The organism is Bacillus sp. F56 (assembly GCF_001748205.1).
Taxonomy (GTDB): Bacteria; Bacillota; Bacilli; order Bacillales; family Bacillaceae; genus Bacillus; species Bacillus stercoris.
Window position 1 is genome coordinate 427707 of record NZ_BDFC01000006.1, and the last position, 22005, is coordinate 449711.

The 22005-nt window shown below is 40.1% G+C and carries 30 protein-coding genes; 12 read left to right on the top strand and 18 right to left on the bottom strand.

Annotated features, from left to right (window positions below; translation table 11 throughout):
* Positions 1–21 precede the first annotated feature (21 nt).
* Positions 22–2751: an aconitate hydratase AcnA gene (gene acnA / locus BFW96_RS10530; protein ID WP_069839388.1), complete on the bottom strand. Its 2730-nt coding sequence runs from the start codon at positions 2749–2751 to the stop codon at positions 22–24.
* 226 nt (positions 2752–2977) lie between these two features.
* Between acnA and sspO the strand changes: the two genes are divergently transcribed.
* The 4 genes from sspO to yneK all read left to right on the top strand — a co-directional run bounded on the left by sspO (position 2978) and on the right by yneK (position 4459).
* Positions 2978–3124: an acid-soluble spore protein SspO gene (gene sspO, locus BFW96_RS10535; protein ID WP_003244839.1), complete on the top strand. Its 147-nt coding sequence runs from the start codon at positions 2978–2980 to the stop codon at positions 3122–3124.
* A 31-nt stretch (positions 3125–3155) separates the two neighbouring features.
* A complete protein-coding gene (locus BFW96_RS10540) occupies positions 3156–3302 on the top strand; it encodes a small acid-soluble spore protein P (RefSeq protein WP_003221237.1) in 147 nt (48 codons plus the stop codon).
* Between the two features lie 81 nt (positions 3303–3383).
* Positions 3384–3776, top strand: a complete 393-nt coding sequence (gene cotM / locus BFW96_RS10545; RefSeq protein ID WP_014664130.1) for an outer spore coat protein CotM — start codon at positions 3384–3386, stop codon at positions 3774–3776.
* 254 nt (positions 3777–4030) lie between these two features.
* Entirely contained in the window at positions 4031–4459 is a 429-nt protein-coding gene (gene yneK, locus BFW96_RS10550; RefSeq protein WP_069839389.1) for a DynA interaction protein YneK, read from the top strand.
* Positions 4460–4488: 29 nt separating this feature from the next.
* On the opposite strand, the gene BFW96_RS10555 is transcribed toward yneK, so the two are convergent.
* The 3 genes from BFW96_RS10555 to ccdA form a co-directional block, all read right to left on the bottom strand.
* Positions 4489–4980 (bottom strand): CcdC family protein, encoded by a 492-nt coding sequence (locus BFW96_RS10555; protein ID WP_080478227.1) that lies wholly within the window; start codon positions 4978–4980, stop codon positions 4489–4491.
* Between the two features lie 78 nt (positions 4981–5058).
* Positions 5059–5421 (bottom strand): response regulator, encoded by a 363-nt coding sequence (locus BFW96_RS10560; RefSeq protein WP_014113939.1) that lies wholly within the window; start codon positions 5419–5421, stop codon positions 5059–5061.
* Between the two features lie 88 nt (positions 5422–5509).
* Complete coding sequence (gene ccdA, locus BFW96_RS10565) at positions 5510–6217, bottom strand: cytochrome c-type biogenesis protein CcdA (RefSeq protein ID WP_069839390.1); 708 nt, start codon at positions 6215–6217, stop codon at positions 5510–5512.
* Positions 6218–6436: 219 nt separating this feature from the next.
* Here ccdA and ynzD point away from each other — a divergent pair, with 219 nt between their 5' ends.
* The gene (ynzD, locus tag BFW96_RS10570; protein WP_024121579.1) at positions 6437–6610 is read left to right on the top strand and encodes an aspartyl-phosphate phosphatase YnzD; all 174 of its coding nucleotides are present in this window, start codon (positions 6437–6439) and stop codon (positions 6608–6610) included.
* Between the two features lie 73 nt (positions 6611–6683).
* On the opposite strand, the gene BFW96_RS10575 is transcribed toward ynzD, so the two are convergent.
* From BFW96_RS10575 to yneA, 6 genes are all read right to left on the bottom strand, one after another.
* Positions 6684–6902 (bottom strand): YneF family protein, encoded by a 219-nt coding sequence (locus BFW96_RS10575; RefSeq protein ID WP_003221221.1) that lies wholly within the window; start codon positions 6900–6902, stop codon positions 6684–6686.
* Between the two features lie 85 nt (positions 6903–6987).
* Entirely contained in the window at positions 6988–7434 is a 447-nt protein-coding gene (sirA, locus tag BFW96_RS10580) for a sporulation inhibitor of replication protein SirA (RefSeq protein WP_003231591.1), read from the bottom strand.
* A 152-nt stretch (positions 7435–7586) separates the two neighbouring features.
* Positions 7587–9590 carry a transketolase gene (gene tkt, locus BFW96_RS10585; RefSeq protein WP_069839391.1) on the bottom strand — a complete coding sequence of 668 codons (2004 nt, stop codon included), beginning with the start codon at positions 9588–9590 and terminating at the stop codon, positions 7587–7589.
* 168 nt (positions 9591–9758) lie between these two features.
* Complete coding sequence (locus tag BFW96_RS10590; protein WP_003231595.1) at positions 9759–9992, bottom strand: DUF896 domain-containing protein; 234 nt, start codon at positions 9990–9992, stop codon at positions 9759–9761.
* A gap of 67 nt (positions 9993–10059) precedes the next feature.
* Positions 10060–10713, bottom strand: coding sequence for a YneB family resolvase-like protein (locus BFW96_RS10595; RefSeq protein WP_040083041.1), 654 nt, complete (start codon positions 10711–10713; stop codon positions 10060–10062).
* Between the two features lie 19 nt (positions 10714–10732).
* Positions 10733–11050 (bottom strand): cell division suppressor protein YneA, encoded by a 318-nt coding sequence (gene yneA, locus BFW96_RS10600; protein WP_080478226.1) that lies wholly within the window; start codon positions 11048–11050, stop codon positions 10733–10735.
* A gap of 149 nt (positions 11051–11199) precedes the next feature.
* Between yneA and lexA the strand changes: the two genes are divergently transcribed.
* Positions 11200–11817, top strand: a complete 618-nt coding sequence (gene lexA / locus BFW96_RS10605; RefSeq protein ID WP_003238209.1) for a transcriptional repressor LexA — start codon at positions 11200–11202, stop codon at positions 11815–11817.
* Between the two features lie 529 nt (positions 11818–12346).
* Here lexA and fosM read toward each other — a convergent pair.
* Positions 12347–12781 (bottom strand): FosM family fosfomycin resistance protein, encoded by a 435-nt coding sequence (gene fosM, locus BFW96_RS10615; RefSeq protein ID WP_069839392.1) that lies wholly within the window; start codon positions 12779–12781, stop codon positions 12347–12349.
* 215 nt (positions 12782–12996) lie between these two features.
* Here fosM and BFW96_RS10620 point away from each other — a divergent pair, with 215 nt between their 5' ends.
* Positions 12997–13446, top strand: a complete 450-nt coding sequence (locus tag BFW96_RS10620; RefSeq protein ID WP_014664120.1) for a YndM family protein — start codon at positions 12997–12999, stop codon at positions 13444–13446.
* Between the two features lie 26 nt (positions 13447–13472).
* On the opposite strand, the gene pghL is transcribed toward BFW96_RS10620, so the two are convergent.
* The 6 genes from pghL to BFW96_RS10650 all read right to left on the bottom strand — a co-directional run bounded on the left by pghL (position 13473) and on the right by BFW96_RS10650 (position 18416).
* Positions 13473–14231, bottom strand: a complete 759-nt coding sequence (gene pghL, locus BFW96_RS10625; RefSeq protein WP_040083043.1) for a gamma-polyglutamate hydrolase PghL — start codon at positions 14229–14231, stop codon at positions 13473–13475.
* A 225-nt stretch (positions 14232–14456) separates the two neighbouring features.
* Positions 14457–14771, bottom strand: coding sequence for a hypothetical protein (locus BFW96_RS10630; RefSeq protein WP_069839393.1), 315 nt, complete (start codon positions 14769–14771; stop codon positions 14457–14459).
* A gap of 77 nt (positions 14772–14848) precedes the next feature.
* Positions 14849–16489 (bottom strand): YndJ family protein, encoded by a 1641-nt coding sequence (locus BFW96_RS10635; RefSeq protein WP_069839394.1) that lies wholly within the window; start codon positions 16487–16489, stop codon positions 14849–14851.
* Entirely contained in the window at positions 16486–17103 is a 618-nt protein-coding gene (locus BFW96_RS10640) for a DUF4166 domain-containing protein (RefSeq protein WP_040083048.1), read from the bottom strand. Before BFW96_RS10640 ends, BFW96_RS10635 begins: the two co-directional genes overlap by 4 nt.
* A gap of 4 nt (positions 17104–17107) precedes the next feature.
* A complete protein-coding gene (locus BFW96_RS10645; protein WP_069839395.1) occupies positions 17108–17914 on the bottom strand; it encodes a hypothetical protein in 807 nt (268 codons plus the stop codon).
* A 313-nt stretch (positions 17915–18227) separates the two neighbouring features.
* On the bottom strand, positions 18228–18416 hold the full coding sequence (locus BFW96_RS10650) for a hypothetical protein (RefSeq protein ID WP_014664111.1): 189 nt from the start codon (positions 18414–18416) through the stop codon (positions 18228–18230).
* 256 nt (positions 18417–18672) lie between these two features.
* Between BFW96_RS10650 and BFW96_RS10655 the strand changes: the two genes are divergently transcribed.
* Complete coding sequence (locus BFW96_RS10655) at positions 18673–19107, top strand: SRPBCC family protein (RefSeq protein ID WP_069839396.1); 435 nt, start codon at positions 18673–18675, stop codon at positions 19105–19107.
* Between the two features lie 67 nt (positions 19108–19174).
* Here the strand turns inward: BFW96_RS10655 and BFW96_RS10660 are convergent, their stop codons facing one another.
* Positions 19175–19573 (bottom strand): hypothetical protein, encoded by a 399-nt coding sequence (locus tag BFW96_RS10660; protein ID WP_069839397.1) that lies wholly within the window; start codon positions 19571–19573, stop codon positions 19175–19177.
* Between the two features lie 185 nt (positions 19574–19758).
* Here BFW96_RS10660 and BFW96_RS10665 point away from each other — a divergent pair, with 185 nt between their 5' ends.
* The 4 genes from BFW96_RS10665 (at position 19759) to BFW96_RS10680 (ending at position 21855) form a co-directional block, all read left to right on the top strand.
* A complete protein-coding gene (locus tag BFW96_RS10665; protein ID WP_014664108.1) occupies positions 19759–19947 on the top strand; it encodes a twin-arginine translocase TatA/TatE family subunit in 189 nt (62 codons plus the stop codon).
* Between the two features lie 175 nt (positions 19948–20122).
* Positions 20123–20368 (top strand): hypothetical protein, encoded by a 246-nt coding sequence (locus tag BFW96_RS10670; protein ID WP_040083053.1) that lies wholly within the window; start codon positions 20123–20125, stop codon positions 20366–20368.
* A gap of 250 nt (positions 20369–20618) precedes the next feature.
* Complete coding sequence (locus BFW96_RS10675) at positions 20619–20975, top strand: YoqO family protein (protein ID WP_040083055.1); 357 nt, start codon at positions 20619–20621, stop codon at positions 20973–20975.
* Between the two features lie 163 nt (positions 20976–21138).
* Positions 21139–21855, top strand: a complete 717-nt coding sequence (locus BFW96_RS10680; protein ID WP_040083056.1) for a YrpD family protein — start codon at positions 21139–21141, stop codon at positions 21853–21855.
* Positions 21856–22005: the final 150 nt, after the last annotated feature.

The following is a 22005-nucleotide window of genomic DNA, read 5'->3' on the forward strand; positions in this document are numbered from 1 at the left end:
CCTTCTCTTCCTATTGATTCATCAGGACTGCTTCATTTTTTCACGAAGCACCATTTGAAGGATGCCGCCATGGCGGTAGTAATCAATTTCAACTTCACTGTCAAAGCGGACGACTGCTTCAAAAGTTGTTACATTGCCGTCTTCATTGATTGCTCTTACCGTCACAAGGTCACGAGGGCGAACTGTTTCATCAACATCTACCTCGATGACTTCTTTACCCGTTAAGCCAAGTGTATCCGCATTTTCACCTTGTTTAAACTGAAGCGGCAGCACACCCATGAATACAAGGTTGCTTCTGTGAATTCTTTCAAAGCTCTCTGCAATTACCGTTCTAATGCCGAGGAGGTTTGTTCCTTTGGCAGCCCAGTCACGTGAAGATCCCATACCGTAGTCTTTTCCTGCAAATACAACAAGACCGGTTTTATCTTCTTTGTATTTCATGCACGCATCATAGATGGATGTTACTTCACCAGTTGGCCAGTACGTCGTAAATCCGCCTTCTGTACCCGGTGCGATTTGGTTTTTGATGCGAATGTTTGCAAATGTCCCTCTCATCATGACTTCATGGTTTCCTCGGCGGGAACCGTAGGAGTTAAAGTCACGAGGAGAAACCCCTTTTTCTTGCAAATACTTTCCGGCAGGCGTATCTTTACCGATTGCACCAGCAGGAGAAATATGGTCAGTTGTGACTGAATCGCCGAATTTACCGACAACACGCAAACCTTTTAATGGTTCAACCTTGCCTGGTTCAACAGACATTTCTTCGAAGAATGGCGGATTTTGAATGTAAGTTGACTCGCTATCCCATTTATATAATGCTTCATCTGTTGTTTCAATCTCGTTCCAGCGCTCGTTGTCATCAAATACCGTTTCATACTCTTTGCGGAAGAGCTCAGGCGTAACAGTTTGCTTAACAAGTGAATTGATTTCGTCTGTTGACGGCCAAATATCGTTAAAGTATACGTTTTGACCATCTTTACCCACACCGATCGGGTCGGTTTTCAGGTTAATGTTTACCGTTCCAGCCAGCGCATATGCCACAACAAGCGGCGGAGAAGCAAGGTAGTTTCCTTTAACAAGCGGGTGAATACGTCCTTCAAAGTTACGGTTTCCGGAAAGGACAGACGTAATCAGAAGATCATTTTTCGCAACCGCTTCTTCGATTTCTGGTGAAAGCGGACCTGAGTTTCCGATACATGTTGTACAGCCGTACCCAACGAGGTTAAATCCAAGCTCTTTCATGTATGGAAGAAGGCCTGAATTCACAAGATATCCTGTAACGACTTTAGAACCCGGTGCAAGTGACGTTTTCACGTAATTAGGCACCTTAAGCCCTAGCTCAACCGCTTTTTTCGCTACTAGTCCTGCACCGATCAGCACGTAGGGGTTAGATGTATTCGTACAGCTTGTAATCGCGGCAATAGCGATCGCACCCGTTTTCATAACTGTTTCTTCGCCATTGAGAAGTTTAAATTTAATTTCTTTATTCTCTTCCTCAGCGTTTAAACCGAACCCTTGGTTACCCGCAGGGCTGACTAAGTGCTTTTTAAACGTTTCCTGCATAGCAGAAAGCGGAATTAAATCCTGAGGACGCTTTGGACCTGATAGGTTTGCTTCAATTTGTGAGAGGTCGATTTCAACCACATCAGTAAATTGAGGGTCTTCCGCATCAGGAGTGTAGAACAAGCCATTGCTTCTGCAGTACGCTTCGACAACATCAATATGTTCAGGATCACGGCCTGTCAGGCGCATGTAGTTGAGCGCTTCTTCATCTACTGGGAAGAATCCGCATGTAGCACCATATTCCGGAGCCATGTTCGCAATTGTTGCGCGATCTGCAAGCGGCAGTTCAGCAATTCCCGGTCCGAAGAATTCAACAAATTTGCCGACAACGCCTTTTTCACGGAGCACTTGTGTTACTTTTAACGCCAAGTCAGTAGCTGTTGTTCCGTTTGGAAGCTTGCCGACAAGTTTCGCGCCGATTACCTCTGGAACTGGGAAGTAAGAAGGCTGTCCAAGCATTCCCGCTTCAGCTTCAATTCCGCCGACACCCCAGCCAAGAACACCGATACCGTTAATCATTGTTGTATGTGAGTCTGTCCCCACAAGCGTATCTGGATACGTTACAAGCTCACCGTCTTCTTCAATGGCATGGACAACACTTGCCAGGAACTCAAGGTTGACCTGATGCACAATACCTGTTGCAGGCGGCACTGCTTGATAATTGTTAAACGCTTTCTTTGCCCAGCTTAAAAATTTGTAGCGTTCTGCATTTCTTTCGAATTCTAAATCCATATTTACTGCTAACGCGTCTTCCGTACCCGCTTTATCAACCTGTACAGAGTGGTCGATAACGAGATCAACAGGAATTTCAGGGTTGATTTTATCAGGATCTCCGCCGACTGCTGCCATCGCTTTACGCAGTGAAGCAAGGTCTACTACTGCCGGAACCCCTGTGAAGTCTTGTAAAATAACACGAGACGGTTTGAACGGAACATCGATTTCCTTTAATTCGGCAGTTCCCCATTTTGCCAAATTTTCCACATGTTCTTTTTTGATGACGAATCCGTCAACTTGACGCAAAACTGATTCTAAAAGAACTTTGATGGAATAAGGAAGCTTCGAAACCTTCCCGATACCTGAATCTTCTAACGCTTTTAAAGAGTAGTAATGATATGTTTTCCCATTTGTAGTAAACGTTTTTCTCGCTTGGAAAACGTCTTTTGCTGCAGTTTTTTGCTCGTTTGCCATTCTCCAAAATCCCCCTTCAGATCAGATCATTCTCAGATGAACATTACATTCCATCACAATTTTCTCACAATTTCATATTAAAACAAAATCATACATAAGTAAATATCAATGTTTTTATTAAATACAATAAGTTCGACTTATGAGAATATACACCGGTAATTTTTACTGTTTATGCTCTCTCATAGAACACACTAAAAGGAGCCATATTATGATTGAGGTGATAATGATGGTTAAAAGAAAAGCGAATCACGTTATTAACGGAATGAATGACGCCAAAAGCCAAGGCAAAGGCGCCGGCTATATCGAAAACGATCAGCTTGTACTGACTGAAGCTGAACGCCAAAATAATAAAAAGAGAAAAACCAATCAATAACATCGAACTCTTTTAAGGAGGTCCTCATTTTATGACCAATAAAAATACAAGTAAAGATATGCATAAAAATGCGCCAAAAGGACACAATCCGGGACAGCCTGAGCCTTTAAGCGGAAGCAAAAAAGTGAAGAACCGAAACCACACAAGACAAAAGCACAACTCAAGCCATGATATGTAAGAAAAGCAGACCTTAGTGTCTGTTTTTTTTATGCGTTCACCCATTTATTATCCACCGCATATACTGTAAGGCAAGGTTGATATGTGGAGGAATGCTTCCATGACCCATTCAAAACGTAATGATGCAAATGATTTCGATAGTATGGATGAATGGCTTCGGCAATTTTTTGAAGACCCCTTCGCCTGGTACGACGAAACATTGCCTATTGATTTATATGAAACAAGTCAGCAGTATATTATAGAAGCGGATCTGACTTTTTTACAGCCGACACAAGTAATGGTTACCCTGTCTGGCTGCGAGTTCATTTTAACAGTCAAATCATCTGGACAGACTTTTGAAAAACAAATGATGCTTCCTTTTTATTTTAATGACAAAACCATTCAAGCCGAATGCGAAAATCAAATACTCACAGTCGCCGTCAATAAAGAAACAGAAGATGGCTCTTCTTTTTCTCTTCAATTCCCTCTCAGCTAAACATAAAAAGTCACTTTCATCCCCTATAATGAAAGTGACTTTTTTTCCGTCCATTTATCGTCAAATACCCTCTAGTGACTCTCCCATGGCCAAATAGCAGATTCACTATACAATAGAATATGATCTACTATCTCTTTTGACTAGACATCTATCACTTTTTTCTATTCTTTTTTTACTGTGTTCTTCTCTTTTTTTACTGTGTTCTTCTAATCTCTCTTCGTATACAATATGGTTAGAATAAGGGGGGATGATTGATGCTGGAAGGATGGTTTTTGTGGTTTATTCTATTTTGGGTGATCATGATGGTTATCTTATTATCAATCGGCGGGTTTTTTATGTTTCGAAAGTTTTTAAAGCGTTTACCTAAAGAGGACGGCAGGTCAGAGCTTGATTGGCAGGATTACTATATTGAAAACAGCAGACATTTATGGAACGACGAAAACAAACAGTTTCTAGATGAATTGACAGCGCCGGTGCCAGAACTGTTCAGAGATGCAGCAAAAGCCAAGATCGCAGGCAAAATCGGTGAGCTTGCATTAAAAGAAAAGGTAGCAAAGATTGATCAGCAACTTATGATCAAAGGTTATATTCTCGCAACTCCAAAAAGAGATCATACCTTCTTAAAAAGGCATCTGCGGGACAAAAAAATCGATCTGGAGCCTTATCAAACCTTTCTCAAATAAAAACCTTTCCTGGCAAGAGGAAAGGTTTTTTAATTCATTTGAATATTAGCTGACTGCAGCTCGTTATGAAGTTTTCGATATGATAAATACATGGCGATTCTCCAAGGCACAATCATACCGAAAGCCAGAATCCAAAACATTCCGCTCAATGCACCATAATCAATTGATGTGCTCAAAATCGATTTCATCACGATTCTGATCACCAAAAGACCGACTAATATAAAAACAAATGCTTTAGAGCGTTTCATGTAAATCTCATTATTTTTAACTTCGAACTTAGAGGTTTTGATTAGAAAAATAGAGAAAATCACACCTAAAGTGAATGCTTCCAAAAACTCTGCACCAGTTACCCAAAATACCGGAAATAAAAACATTAACGCTCCCGTACTCATAAAAATCGGCGGGAGAATGATTTTTTTTGGTGAAACAGGCTTGTCAGAGGACTTTATTCTGACAACCATGACAGCTACAGCCATGAACACAGCAATAATCGATGAAATTATAATCATCATACTTATCATTCCTTTGTTTCTCGGAGTGTTGATACTATATACTATACTCCAAAACAATAAAAAAAACCATTTTGAAAAGAAATGACTTTAATATCCCATAACGCGGCTGACAGCTTCCAGCACTTTTGTTTCCTCGAACGGCTTCACAATAAAATCCTTTGCCCCCAGCTCAATTGCTTCCGTTACAATTCTTTGCTGGCGCATGGCAGTGCACATGATGACCTTCGCTTTAGGATCAAAGGTTAGGATATCACGAAGCGCCTTTATGCCGTTTTTCACTGGCATTGTAATATCCATTGTCACAATGTCCGGGCGCAGTTTTTTATACAGATCCGCTGCTTGCTCGCCGTCCGCCGCTTCGCCTGCGATTATGTAATTTGCCTCTTCCAAGATCTCTCTGATTTTCACTCTCATGAACTTGGCGTCGTCTACAACTAAAACTCTTGTCATATGCCCCTCCAAAAAACGATTTCCACAAATAATAGTCTTATTGTACCAAAAACAACAGGTTTAGTAGTAGTGCGAAAGTAATTCGTCATCAAAAACCAGTAAATCCCCCAAAAAGGTCAGACAGCAAAATAATGATCAGGCTCATCCAATCAAAGAATAACAGCACACCAATCACAATCATTAAAACGCCGCCTGCTTTCATGATCAAAAGCTGGTTCCTTCTTATCCATTTCAGCTTTGTGATAAAGAAAGACAATAAAAGAAACGGTACAGCAAAACCGAGTACATATAACATCATGTATGGCACGGCTGAGCCTGGATTGGTGCCAGCAAGTGAGATAACAGCACCTAATATTGGACCGGTACACGGTGTCCATCCCGCCGCAAATGCCATTCCGATTAAGACTGAACCGAAAAACCCGCTCGGTTTATGCTTAAAATGGATTCTCCGCTCTTTCATCATAGCCTCTGGCCGGAACACGCCGAGTGTAAAGAAACCGAACAAAATAATAAGCAACGCGCCAATTTGCCGAATCGCATCATGGTAATCCCTAAACAGGCTGCCAATTAAAGATGTTCCATAGCCTAAAGCAATAAAAATGACTGAAAAGCCGAGCAAAAAACACAAAGTATGAAACAGGCTTCTTTTCTGCAGCAGCAGCTTTTCTGTTTTTACATCATCCATGCTGACCCCTGTAATATATGACAAGAAAGCTGGGTAAAGCGGCAGGCAGCAAGGGGAAATAAAAGATAAAAACCCCGCTCCGAATGTCAAAAAATAATTCACGTCTCCCATGTCATCATCCCTTCATGATTTGACATTCCTTCAAGTTATGACAAAATCATTTCATTTTTTTAACACTTTCACCTGAAGGATTTCTATTTTCAGAAAAAACTTATATAATTTAATTTGACATTGAGATATTGTACTCCTTCTCATTTGAAAATTAGTATAAATATGGATATAATATAAACATTCAACTTGAAGATTTAATGTATGAAAGGATACATCCCTGTGATTAGAGAGCATCTATTAAATGAAATTGAAAAAAAAAGAGCAGAGCTGCTGCAAATTGTCATGGCGAACGGAATGACATCTCATATTACGATAGAGCTCAGTCAGGAGCTTGACCATCTTCTCATACAATATCAAAAGCAGCGCCTTCGAGCAGTAGCGGGTGATGAATGATCGCAAAATAAAAAACCCGTATAAGGGTTTTTTATTTTAGAACCATGTTTCTCTATATCATAATCTTTACGTATTATTTCGTTTGATTATTCATGGCTTTCATCATTTGATTGATTTTCTTTTGAGAAGGTTTCATTCCCATTTGCATCATCATCATGCGTAACATTTGTTCATTAATAGGCGGATTCTTTTTCAGGTAGCTCATCATATATTTACGAGCAATAAAAAACCCGAGTGCAACACCTATGAGCAATGCAACAACGCCCACTAGGATGCCAACCCATAAAGTCATTTTATTTCCTCCTTCATGTTGTCTAGTTTAAAGTGTACTAAACCAAAAGCTATTATACAACATTTACATCTCTTTTTCTTCGGTTTTAGACAAAATTTCTTTCTTTCACCGGATTTAGCCATCCGTAACGCTTCGAATTGAAATCCATCGCTAAAAAACAAGGGCTTACTTTTCTTAACACTTCAAAGAATATCGTTTCTGCCTCATAATCTCCCGAAGCCACTATTTCTATCATGTGCTCCTTCATCATAAATGTCGCATGGCCTTTTGCTTTTGGCAAAGCTATTCTATAAATATAATCCAACTGCCTGTAATCCGTTTTGTTTAAATTCATTTTTAATCGCTGATGCATATGTAAAATCGGGATTGGTTGTGTAATATATTGAATCTGTTTCTCTGTCATTTCATACTGCTGCTTTTCAAGGCTTGTCCAATGATAGTCTTGAAACAGCTCAAACATAACCGATTCCCGCCCGAAATAGTGATTGGCAAACTCCTCTTTTATCAGGTACGTATAGTAGTGACGTTCCATCTTTTCATCCCCTTTTCCAGCAGCATTTCATTTGCTCTCTATTATACAAAAGAAGAAAAGAAAGAATTGTCTATTACTGTTAAACAGCCAATACTATTTTTGTCGGATAAACAAGAAAAAGAGGATGATTTGACTCATCCTCTTTCAAAGACTTACTTATTAATTAATGCCTTTACTCGATTCACTACGTTCGGTACTGAGAAGCCGTATTCGTTAATGATGGTTTCACCAGGGGCAGATGCACCGAATCGGTCTATGCCAAGTACGTCTCCTTCAAGCCCCGTGTATTTGCCCCATCCAAATGATGAGCCCATTTCAATTGCTAGGCGTTTTTTCACATCTGCAGGAAGGACTTCGTTTTTGTATTCATCAGATTGTTTCTCAAAACGGTCCATTGAAGGCATGCTGACAACAGAAACATCAATATTTTCTTTTGCCAATTCTGCTTGCGCTTCAATCGCAAGACCTACCTCAGATCCTGAAGCGATGAGAAGAGCGTCAGGTGTTTCGTTTTTAGATTTAGAAACAACATATGCACCTTTTTCTACTCCTGCCAATGCTTCTTCAGGCGTTTGATCGATGGTAGGAAGGTTTTGGCGTGTTAGCACTAGCGCTGTTGGCTGATCAGTGCTTTGTACTGCAAGCTTCCACGCTGCTGCTGTCTCATTGCCGTCTGCAGGACGGATCAAAGAAAGATTAGGCATCGCACGGAGTGAAGCAAGCTGTTCAACAGGCTCGTGCGTCGGGCCGTCTTCACCTACAGCAATACTGTCATGTGTGAAGACATATGTGACAGGAAGGCCCATTAACGCTGCAAGGCGAATAGAAGGACGCAGGTAATCAGAGAAGACAAAGAAAGTTCCGCCGAATACACGTAGTCCGCCATGAAGCGCCATACCGTTTAATGCTGCACCCATCGCAAATTCACGTACACCAAACCAGAAGTTTTTGCCTGAGTAATCAACCGCTGTAAAATCACCGGCATTTTTAATTGTCGTTTTGTTCGATCCCGCTAGGTCGGCAGAACCTCCGACAAAGAAAGGAATTTTTTTCGCAAGTCCGTTGAGAACTTCACCGGAAGATGCACGGGATGCCAGGCTGCTTCCTTTTTCATAAACAGGAACCTCTTGATCCCAGTCCTTCGGAAGCTCTCCTTTGATTGCCAGTTCAAGCTGTTCAGCAAGTTCAGGATAAATTTCTTTATATTTAGCGAATTGAGCATTCCATTCCTGTTCTTTTTTCTCGCCTGATTCTTTTACAGCTGCAGCGAAGTGCTCATATACTTCTGACGGAACGTAGAAATCTTCTTCATATGTCCACGCGTAAGCTTCTTTTGTTAATTTGCTTTCCTCTTTACCAAGCGGCGCGCCGTGAACACCGGATGTGCCTGCGCGGTTAGGCGATCCGAATCCGATTGTCGTTTTCACTTCAATTAATGTAGGTTTCTTATCATTTTGGCGTGCTTTTTCGATAGCCGCTGTTAATTCTTCAATATTGTTTCCATCCTCAACATAAAGAACTTCCCAATTCATTGCTTCAAAACGCTGTTTTACGTTTTCAGAGAATGAACGGTTCAGATCTCCATCGAGAGAGATGTCATTAGAATCGTATAGTACGATCAGACGGCCAAGCTGAAGATGTCCTGCGAGTGAAGCGGCTTCAGAAGAAATCCCCTCCATTAAATCACCATCACCGCAAATACTGTATGTATAATGATCGACTACGTTAAATGAATCACGGTTGTAAGTTTCCGCTAAATGGCGTTCAGCGATTGCCATACCGACTGCCATGGCAATTCCTTGGCCAAGCGGACCTGTTGTCGCATCCACACCGGCAGTATGTCCGAATTCCGGATGTCCAGGTGTTTTGCTGCCCCACTGGCGGAATCCCTTAAGATCTTCAATACTAAGATCAAACCCGCTTAAATGAAGCATGCTGTATAAAAGTGCTGACCCATGTCCAGCAGATAAAACAAAACGGTCACGGTTAAACCAGCCAGGGTTTGCCGGACTTACGTTCATAAATTTTGTCCACAGCGTGTATGCCATCGGAGCAGCCCCCATCGGCATCCCTGGGTGACCAGAATTTGCTTTTTCAATAGCGTCTATTGACAGTGTGCGAATGGTAGCAACTGATTTCTTTTCAATTGTATCCATAAAAATCCCCTTCCTTATGTGTTGTACCCTTACATCATAAATGTCTGACGACTTTTTCTCAACTGTTTCAGCTTAAATTTGAGAGAAACTTGTTGAATTTTGTCACATAAGAGTTTTGATTATAGTATATGCAAAAGAGGAATACGATATTGCCGTATTCCTCTTATATTAGTGAAGTTTGTTATTTCTTTGTTCTCTTTTTAGCTTTTCTGGTGTTACATCATTGCCTTCTGGATCAATGATTTTGACACTTTTCAAAGTGTTCTTCATAGAAGAACGAAAACCTTTCAAGTACTCTTGACGGAGCTTTTGCTGTTCGGCTTTTTCTTCTTCTGTAATAACGCCAGCTTTTGCTTTAGCAGCAAGCTCATTAATTCTGGCAATTTTCGCGTTTGAAATCATGTTAAACTCCTTTATTTATTGCATTTTGTCTATATAGTACTAGATCAAAAAAAGTTTTACAACTGATTCACTCCGCTGTCTCTTCATTCTCTATGTATTCCTGAAAACGCCGGTGAACGGTTGCTTTAGAGACATCATAACCAAACCCTCTTAAGGTAGCCGCGATTTCAGCAAACGTCAGTTTATTCGCTCTCAGGCGGACGATCTCAGAGATTGGCACCTCTATTCTATCTTTTCCGCTGTTCTCGTGTTGGTTTTTTAAGTTTTTTTGCGGTTTAAAACCGTTTTTTACTGCACGCTTCATTCCCCGTTTGATTTTCATGTTGTGAATTTTACGTTGATACTCTTCCACAATGCTGACGATTTCCAGCACCATTGAGTCAGCCTCCGATAACTCCAATTCACCTCTGTGTGCAGTTGTATAGACTTTCACACCTTCTCTGTAAATGCAATGAAGCAGTGCGATTTTTGCGTTTCCCCTTCCGAGCCTTGTCTCATCCTGAACCAAAATGACATCGATTCCAGCGTTCTTAATCTCATCAAGCAGCTCAAATACACCATCCCGATCCATTTCATATCCGCTGGCTTTTTCAGAAATCACTTTGACAACTTCCATGCCGTTCTCAGCTGCAATGGCCGCAAGCTCCTCCTCCTGCCGCTTTAACGACGTTTCCTGTTGTTCTTTATTTGTGCTTACGCGGGCATAAATGAGTGCTTTCATTTTTTTCTATCTGTCCTCTCTATCTTACAGTTGCCAATTCATATGCATCTTGATGCTTCTTTTTCAATGGGATCACTAATTCATCACCCGGCTGGATATCAGACGTCTGAAGATGATTTTTATCAGCTACCCATTCGATAAAATCATTTTTATTTATCTTTTTTGTATCAGCTACCTGATCAGCAATTGACCAGAGTGTGTCCCCTTGCTGGACTTCTATTTTAACATACTGATTAAGTTCTTGGCCGCTGCTTGTATATGACAGCATCAGGATAACCGCGCTCAAAATCACTGTGAACAGACCGACAAAAATAATAGATTCTTTACTCATGATCATACCTCCAACAGGAATGTTTGTTCGCATTTTTTATAATTTTAGTATATACGAACAAACGTTTCTGTCAATTGTTTTTTCGAACCTATGTTTGTACTGTAAGGAAAATCATGCTATAATCTTCTTAAAATCGACGTTTTGAGGTGCGAAAAATGACGAAGCTATCAAAAAGGCAACTTGATATCCTCCGTTTTATTAAAGCAGAGGTTAAATCAAAAGGTTATCCGCCTTCCGTGAGAGAGATCGGCGAGGCTGTCGGGCTTGCGTCCAGCTCTACTGTCCACGGCCATTTGGCCCGATTGGAAACAAAAGGGCTGATCAGACGGGATCCGACAAAACCAAGAGCAATAGAAATTCTTGATGAAGAAGTAGACATTCCGCAAAGCCAGGTTGTTAATGTACCTGTCATTGGGAAAGTCACAGCGGGATCTCCCATTACAGCAGTTGAAAATATTGAAGAATATTTTCCGCTTCCTGACCGCATGGTTCCTCCAGACGAACACGTATTTATGCTGGAGATTATGGGAGACAGCATGATAGACGCTGGTATTCTCGATAAGGACTATGTCATCGTTAAACAGCAAAACACAGCGAACAATGGGGAAATTGTAGTTGCGATGACAGAAGATGATGAAGCTACGGTAAAACGTTTCTATAAAGAGGATACTCACATTCGCTTGCAGCCTGAGAACCCAACGATGGAACCCATCATTTTGCAGAATGTCAGCATTCTAGGGAAAGTAATTGGCGTGTTCAGAACGGTCCATTAATCTATTGATCTATCAGACGCATGAAATAACCCCCTCTTCCTTTACGGAGAGGGGGTTTGTTGTTCAAAAAAAGCAGGCTCGCCCTGACTTTTGGGTGCGAGCCTGAATAGGAGGAAAAAGAACATCATGTTTACACCATAATTATCCACTAAAAGATTGTTGAAGTCAAGAAATTTTCTTTCCTTCAGGAAACTTTTAATCAACACATGCATGTTTATAATATTAGACGCTACCTTCTTAAAAATGTTTCATTCTTTGGGTCGTGAAAGGATATGGTTTCATATTTATTAAGGGGCGAGGCGATTGAATATATTGAAAATTTAGCACATAGTTTATTTAGTTCATTTTTCTGTTAAAAACCGCTCACTTCTCTAAATCGTCGTGAGCTATATACATCATGTAAATATGTAAACTAATATTCCTTTCACCCAAACTTATGTATGACATTGATGAACGAATCAATAGAAACTTCCTCGGAACATTTAGTCTCACCAATCCCCCTTCTTTTAACCATATATGGTGTGTGATATCAAAAGGCCGTATCGTCATAAAAGGACATATGTGTTTTTTCTTGTTTGTAATATCGAAGCCTGTCTTGAAGGGTTCCGGTATGAAATTCAAATTTGTGGCCGTCAGGATCGGTAAAATAAATTGATTTTTGATCGCGTTCATCTCGTTCTCTGCCAGGCAGAATATTGACATGAAGTCTTTTTAATTTCGCTGATACTTCCTCGAATTCATGATCCTCAATCGTAAAAGCAATATGAGTATAAGAAGACTTAATTTCATTTCTGGGGATGTCTGCTTCTTCATTAAGCGCAAGCCAGATCCCGTTCATATCAAAATATGCAGTTGTTCTCCCTTTTACCAGAAGCTTTGCGCCAAACACTTTTTGATAAAAATCAATCGATGTATCCAAATGCGAAACTGAAAATAGCAAGTGATTGATTCCTTTTATCTCCATAAACCATTCCCCCTTGAAAGCTGATCATCTACATATACGACCTTTTTCATAAGAAAGTTTCATACAGCTGAAAAAAATACCAGTGTAAACAAAAACGGTTTGTTTAAAATAATCACTGTAATCGTCATGACCATTATGAATGATATCGAATTGCCATGTTTATCACTTGTTTCTCCCAAGAATTTTCTTCAAAAAATAACAATTTAGGTGGTCAAATGAAACATATCATTGCGCTTGCTTCAAAGATTGCTTTCACTCTCGCCCTTTTATATGTGATTTTGGACAGAGTCTATCACGCATCCTTTTTGAGCGTGATGTTTATTGCACTTTTCTTGGGTTTTGTTTCCTATCTATCTGGCGACATGCTCGTCTTACCGAGAACAAACAATATTACAGCTTCACTTGCTGACTTTGGCCTTTCTTTCGTGATTCTTTGGGTCTTTGTTTTAACCCAAACAAGAAACGATTTTTCACCATTTGGAGCTGCTCTTCTGTCCGCTGCCTGTCTTACTGTATTTGAATACTTTTTTCATCGGTATTTACTGAAAAATGTGCTTGATGAAAATTTCCGAAATGAACTGTCAGCCAGAGATAACACGTTGCAGTATCAAACGGAAACCGCGGACGAGCTGTTTCCCGAAACGAATGAGAAGCATAAGGAATAGGAGGCTGTCTAATTGCCTCCTATTTTTCAGTAGCTATTTTTGAGAAAACGGGACATCTCTTCTGTAAAATCATAAAACCTCTCATTTTGAGTAACAGCTCTGCTTTTTAAAGAAAAGATGCCGAACAAAGACTTTCTAAAGCCTGTGCTCATTTCTATCTGGATACTTAAACCTGTTTTTGACTTATTTGCAATATTATTTGGACTAACGCCCGCATGCGGATGGTCTGTATTGAGCAATACAGCAGGAAAACCGGCATGTTGCAGCTTCTCAACTAAATCTGCCGCTCTTACGCGATCTGTACCGCCAACTTCGATCTGCTGATCTTCTTCTGCGTATCCGTGCAATGAAATGACATATTCATGATTTTCCGTCATTTTCAGGGCCCGAGGTTCATCAAAATGTGTGCTTGTAATGTGCAGGACTGAGTTTCCCGACGATTTTAAGCCTTCAAATAAATACAGCGAGTACTCTTTGCTGAGCTCTCTCGCTACCTCACTTGTTCCGCCTTCAATACCTCCTCCGTGAATGGCTAAAACAAGTACAGGGCTTTCGGTTTCTTTCGTAACAATGTCGTAATCAGAAGGGTCTTCATTGTTTTTTAATTCCTCAAAATTCTGATATACATCTTCAGCATAAATTGAAGAAATCGGAGTAAACACCATAAAAATTAACAATAATTTTACAATTTTAATAGTTGATGGAAAACGTTTGGCTATGTTACAATCAACATGCTTCAAGGAATGGAGCAAACGGCGGAGCAGGGATACTTTGGCCGGTTTCATCTACTCCGCCTCTAAGTCCAAATCAACAGGATGTCGGTTTCTTTGAGGCTTTAGCACGATTTCTCTCGTCCTCCTTGTTAAATTTTTGTTAAATTCACAATATTATATACCATTAGCCCGGGCGCTGTTCTTCTCATTTTTGAATTTATGAAAAGGAATCTGGCACCACTTCCCCACATTTCCATACAAAACAAAAACGCACCTGCCATTTGGCCTGTGCATTTTTTATTTTCTCTTCATTCTTCGTTTTTTGGCTTGATTTAATTTCATGATGTTTTTTTCAATTTTTCTTATGTTTCGCCTTTGCGTAATTGTTTTAAGTTCATGATAAACAGAAATAAATCCGCTTAATGTCACTGCTGCGATATAAAAGACACGCTGTTTGATCATCCGGTCAGCGTGTCCATGATCATTCGCTTCTTTTTCCAGCCTTTCGATCACAGCTTTATCAAACAGTTGATCGACATACACTTGTTTCATTCCCACAGCAAACCCCGCAGCCAGCCAAAGAATCAGAAATAAACTGATATAAAACATCATAAATTCTTCCTTTCCTGTCTAGATGCGGCGCAGAATTTTGAAATGCAGCAACTGGCAGACGAAGCTTCTTCTTTATGTTAGGTTCTTTCAATAGGCCGGGTAATATGTGTCATACTGTAATGAACAGTTAGAAATTTTATTCCAAAGAGCCACATGTGATGAACAGCGGTTAATTTGTTGTCATGTGCAGCTTCTATCAGAAAGGTTTCAGATAAAGGAAGCGGACAAGTTCCCGCTCTTGTTTGCAGATAAATTCCCTCATCCCCCGCTCTGCTTTTTCTCCGCCTGCTTGTTAAAATCAGCTTCTCCTGATGATGATATGGTTTTAAAATACCTGTCATGCTGCTAAATGGAAGCGGCAAAGAAATATTCATATACCCCTCTCCATTTGAACGGTACACTGAATATAGCGCGGTAAAAATGGTTTCGTTTTTTTCATTTGTTCTAATCCAGGCACGTACTTTTTCTCTTCCGTCTTTTTTTGGATGAACACCTTTTATTTCGCTGTACATTCTATACCAGTCAGGGTTCGTCGAAAGATGTATTTGGCCGGTTCTTCTGCTGAACCATTCGTAAACAATTGCAAGCGGACGAAACCACGTGTTCCATGTTACTTTTGCTTTGATATTGTATTCGATGGTTTGTTCATAAAACGAAAGAATGAGCGGTGCCAGTTTTTCAGGTGAAAAATCCTTTGAACGAAGGCTGCCCATATCGTCCACAAGTCCGCTGTACTGGACGTTACTCTCAGCTTGAATGTTAGCTAAAAAGTCTTTTCCAATCTTTCTTTTTCCGAAGATATGGCTGAAGGTCTTTATACGGCCTGCATCAAAAGGCTTCGGATCCTCTATTCTCCATCCTATGAGAGCGGGCAAGATAACACCAAACGCATTGACAAAACCGTGAATCCAAATCATCTGATTAATGGTCAATGTAACTTCTTGCTGAAATACACCAAATGAATAAATCATCGAGAAAGCAATCGTAATCATTAAAACAGCGGAAGAAAGCCGAATAAGAAATGCCCCCGTCTTGGTGCGAAAAGCTGCCGTGAACACAAAAAATGCATGAAGATAAATCGCCGCCATATAAATGCTAACCGCAATGACATCAAGTGTTTTTGAATAGGTTATGCCCAGTGCGATCAGAAGGGGCGAAAGCAAAATCACCCATGTTATCCAATTGTACAACATTCGATGCTTTCTAATGGTTCTGCCGAGTAAACCGTTGAAGATTGGGATCAGAAAAGCTGAATAGTGAAAGTGGACAGCGGTCAGCAAAATGATGAGAGGAGCAAATTGCATGATCTGCAAATAGGCAGCATAAGCAAAAAACCAAAATCCTCCTCCCGCCAAATAAATAAGACCGAACAAAACCGATGTCTCTTCAATTCTATGTATCTTCGTTTCCCAAAGGCGGAGGATTGCATACAATGCAATAAAAACTGTGTACATCCACCAGATTAGCGCGAAACCACCAATCTCTGTCACAAGAGCCAGCACTGCAAAGAATGCGGCTGCCGGATAGCACTGGATTAGCCCGTATTCAATGAATTGAGCAGCACGAAGCTGCGATTGACGAAAAACAAAAGGGAAAATTCCCGGCACGAAAAAAAGAATGGATAACAAAACGAGTGCCTCTGCCACTGAAATATCCGGTGCTTCTGCTGCAATAAATCCTATAAAACAAAGCGCACTGACAATGCCATTTCGTTTCATGATTCCCTCTCTTCCTCCTGAAACGTTCCTTTATAAAAGAAAAGAGTGCCGAGAATTGTATTTCGCACATGCACTTCAATGGTGAAACAATTCTTTCTTTCATCAAATGTTTCGCAAACTACGGATGTACCGGTCAACCATTTTGGCAGCGGGATTCGTTTTCCGCATATCAGTAGCCATTGCTTTCCCGATGTGATCGTAAGAGAGCCGTCATGAGATGCCTCGAACGACAAAACAGACAGCAGCAGATGAGGTTTACCAAAGAAATCAAGGATTCTATTTTCTTTCTCGTCGTATATCATAATCGCGTCAAAGAAACGTTTTTTGCCTTTAAAGAAAAATGTACGGTTCCATTCTATCCCGATATGTTCCGAGTTCATAAGGCAAGATCTATTTTGTATCGTAAATGGGATGTCTTTGCCTCTTTCTGAAAAGAAACATCTGAACAAAACGCCCAGCTTTAACAGTATTCTAACCAGAAAAGAGCCTCCGCTGATTTCTGACATCGTTCCCGTCCCGCTAAAGGTATGAGACCCGTCTAATTGGTACCGTTTCCGCAGCTTGGGATGGAGCAAATGGTAGTTAATAATTGATTTTTCATAAATCGAACTCACAATGTCACTTCTTTCTCTTTCGATTTGTGCGCATGGCACTAGGGAGCTGCAGGCTAAGAGCACCGCTTGCCACAGAACACACACTCAACAGAACCCATATGTGCGTCTCGGAACCTAGACAAGCGAACAAAGCAAAGATACAAGCCTGGACACCATGAATGATCCATTTTCTTTTTAAAGGAATCAGCCACAAAATAGCTAAACCTATCTCCGCTGTCCCTGCCAAAATGCTTGTTTCAACATCTGTAAAGCCTTGATTAAACCAAAACAGGCTGAAAAACAGGCACATGAACACATAGACGACAGCAGATCGAATGAAATGTTTCGGATGTTTATTTTGCTCAATCCAAAGCCTTAATGCATCAAAGCTCCAGGCAGTCGCCCATCCAAGCAGCGGCCGAAATAATAAACGATCGATCCACATTCCCGGCAGTCCGTAGGCTGTTTTATATTGGTACTGTGTTAAAAACGTCATTTTCCCATTTTCTCTCTGTATATACCTCCAGTACCCGCTTCCATGCCGAATCAGAGATAACGGATGATTTGAGCCGAAAGCCAGTGAGGAAGATCTTTCAGCTGAACATTTGTCGAAAACGCCGACGGTTTCTCCTGTACCTGACACCTTTAACCCAAAACCTATTCTTGTTTCGTAAAGAAACTTCTGTTTTTCGCATGGCTGTCTATCCAAATACGTGATATTTGAAAACCGGAGATCCCACTCCTTATGCAGTGATGGATTTTGTGTATATTCCCAGAGTGTATCCAAATCAGAATTCATTTCGATTTCTACATAAATCGGTTTCTGTCTCATAGCCCCTCCTCCCTTCTATTTCAAGCAATTCCTATATTAGCATATTGGTCGATTTGATAAGTGTATACCTCTCCAAAAAAAGCATCTTAATCCTAAAAATGCAAAAAAAAAGAGAAGAGAGGTTTCCTTCTCTTCCTTGTGATTCATTATTGAGTTTTAACCGTCCCTTTGTGTTAAGGCGGGACCAAGAAGTGTTTAGCCTGCATTTAAAAGTTGTAGTCATGAGTGAAGATTACTGCGCACATATCATGATGAACATTTCATCATGCTTTCAAGAAATCAAATTGAACATTTTTAGACAGCCTCGGATCAACTAAAATTCCAGTTTAAAGCTTTCTGCCTGATCTGAAACTTCCACAGGAATCCCCATTATCGTTTTCGGTTTGGATACGTAAACAAAGCGCATTTCTTCCTTTAATTGCTGAAACGCTTTTTCACTAACTACGATTCTGGCTGGCTTCCCTGGACTGTTATCAATGGCTGCTTTGATTTTTCCAAGCATAAAAAACCTCCTGTTTTAGAAAAATGAGATTTACTATTAAAACAAAACTGATAAGCACAGCAAAATCGCGCAAAATAAATGGGCTGAACAGGAACCTGATTCAAACATAAGCAAGAATGCAATCACAACTATACATTTTCGGCTGATACACTATTCATCAGCAGCTGCAGCATAAACAATGCAAGCTATGGACATGATCTTATTAGTTATTATATGATTAAATTGAAAAAACATCATATGTCAAGAGGTAAACGAAATGGCTCAAAATCATGAAAATACATTACCAGATATTACGAAAAGCATTACCCTGGAGGCTCCCATTCAGAAAGTCTGGGAGACAGTCTCCACTTCAGAAGGCATTGCCAAGTGGTTTATGCCCAATGACTTTCAGCTCAAAGAAGGACAAGAATTCCACTTGCAATCACCGTTTGGACCGTCCCCTTGTAAGGTTTTGGCTGTTCAAGCTCCAACTGAACTTTCTTTTGAATGGGATACAGAAGGATGGACCGTTACCTTTCAATTAGAAGACTTGGGGGAAAAAACGAAGTTTACCCTTATTCACGGCGGCTGGAAAGAGCCGAATGAATTGATCGGCAAAGCAAACGAGAAAAGCTCCGTCATTCGCGATAAGATGGATGGCGGCTGGACTGGCATCGTAAATGAACGGCTTCGCAAGGCTGTCGAAGAATAAAAAAAGAGAGAGATACCTCTCTCTTTTTTGTTTTTAACAAAGGGTTGTACTTCACAATTTGAGCACATCAATCATAAAACGTAACCGCTTTAGATTTTCCAGAGTAATCGGTGACAAAAAACTCAGCCTTGTTATTGCTCCCGTCTACAAATTTTCCAATACTGCCAAAGGTGTAGCATTCTCCGGGTGAAAAATAGTTTGACCCTACATAATCATCAGGATTGTCACCGGCATCATCCTCATATAAGTGCAGTGAGACAGAAAAAGGAGTGCTTCCTGAAAGGCACACTCTAAAATCCCCTCCGCTCGAGTATACCGCGGGACTTGAGTAGGTATATGTGTAAGTCCCCAACTTATCCCACTCTCCAGCTCCCACAGTTCCCGCTTTTTCTGCTTGTGCCGTTAATGGAAAAACCGCCGCCAGCCCTAAAACAGACAAAAATCCAAATACCTTAGTAAATCTCATCAGCCACACCTCTCCTTTATTTCAATCACCTTAAGCAGGGCATTGGACATTATATTCAGCAGCAGCCGTTTTAAGAATCCGCTTTTGAGCTTGTTTTAATTTGTCAAAATAAATGCATTCCCATTTGAACTGCCATCTCTTATAATTTGTGTAAAAGGTTGTACTTCAATCAGGAGGAAAGGGATATGGAATTAAGCTTCACAAAAATACTCGTTATTTTGTTTGTAGGTTTTTTAGTGTTTGGACCTGATAAACTGCCGGCGCTTGGCCGTGCAGCAGGAAAAGCCTTATCAGAATTTAAACAAGCAACCAGCGGACTGACTCAGGATTTAAGAAAAAGTGATGCAGACAACAAAGAAGACAAACAAATATAAGATAAATCGTTTGGGCCGATGAAAAATCGGCTCTTTATTTTGATTTGTTTCTATGTCACCTGTCTTTTTTCTTCCATTTGGACAGCCCTTTTTTCCTTCTATGATTTTAACTGTCCAAGCCGCAAAATCAACTCGCCGTATAATAAAACGTATTATAAATAAAGGAGGAGTATATATGGGTTATTACAAAAAATATAAAGAAGAGTATTATACGGTCAAAAAAACGTATTATAAAAAGTATTACGAATATGATAAAAAATACCACTATGATAAAAAAGATGACGACTGTGATTATGACAAAAAATATGATGACTATCATAAGAAAGATGATGACTGTGATTACGATAAAAAATATTATGATCACGACAAAAAAGACTATGATTATGTTGTAGAGTATAAAAAGCATAAGAAACATTACTAAACTCCATTCACATCTCCTCGTTTTCACTTTTCCCCGGCTAATGCCGGGCTTTTTTGGGCACTATCATCTTGAAGCTTCCCTTCACTTTCTATAAAAACCTTGGTGACTGAATTAAAAAAAGAATGATGAATATTTAGTACATAGTTTATTTAGTTCTTATATAGGCAGATTCAATTCGATTTCCAATTATTGCAGTTACAAAGGAATGTTTATAAACTCTTAGAGTATCACACATAAAAGGGGAGGTTGTTTGTCTAGAAACATCGTATTTTATCTCATTTTACTTTGTCTATTTATATCAGTTGCCATGACAAGCTTTGAGGTGATAAGAACAATCGCCAATGTTAGCTGCTTTGTTTTCGTATTGCTGTATTTTAAAGATGAAATGAAAACATACTCACGTAAAGCGTTAGCAATTCTAAGCATTTGTTTTCTTTTCTTAGTCGGTATCTGTGCTTTTATCATGTTACAAGGACAGACATTGATGAAACAGCACCCCTTTTTTACAGGCTGGGAAACGATAGCGCGCATTCTTTTGATTATCGTTTCTTTAAGCATTTGTGCTTTTATTATGAGGAAAATTTCAAATCGGTTAAAACGATTATGATCTTATTATTTCCTTTGTTAAAGGTATATAGCTTTCAGATTTCAGAAACGTTTCGTCCCTTACATCACTCAAAATGAAATATTTTGTCGATTTATATACATAAATCCAGTTCCAAAATAAGGTATAATAAATGACGAAATCACTATCAAAAGGGGGAATTTGAGTGAAAAAAGTATTGATTGCAGGTGCAGTAGGAACAGCCATTCTTTTCGGAACACTTCCATCAGGTATACCAGGCTTGCCCGCGGCAGATGCTCAAGTCGCAAAAGCAGCCTCCCAGCTGCCTAAGGGAATCGGCGGCCGCGCCTATCTGAATAGTACAGGCGCCGTTTTCACAGCTAAAATCAATCTTCCTGACACTGTAAAATATGATACGGTCTCTACTCCTTATATTTATTCAGGATTTAGGGCAACAAGCGGAACTGAGGCAGATATCGGGCTTCAGTACAGCAAGCAATACAACGTCTGGAAGCCCCTCATGAAGGTAGGATCCAAAAATGAAGAAACGTACATCGAAGGAAAAGACAAGTTCACATACAATAAAGGCTTCCGCCCTGGAAGCACAGTCCAAATGACAATCTATAAAAATTTAAACGGCAATACGCGCATGACCCTTTGGGGAACGAACAATGACGGCTATACCGGACGAATTATCACAGAAATTCAAGGGACCAACATCGGCACGATTTCAAAATGGAAAACACTTGCTACTGCAGCAGTTTCTTATGAAAGCCAGCGTGATGCCATCAAAACAGCCTTTTCGACATCTTTTAACAGCATCACAATCGACAATAAAGCTATCACTCCTGTGGTAGATACACAGGATTTCGCAAAGGTTTCTGTTTCAGGAAATAACGTTACAATCTCTGTTAATAAATAAACGAAGCAGCAAAAGGCCGCCAGCATTGCTGGCGGTTTTTGCTAGCATTTTCGTCCTCTCTAAAAAACCCGCTCAGTTTCCAAAATTATAGAGATATATGAACAGAGAACCTTTTGTCCAGCTATGCGATAAAATAAGACGTTTTGTTTA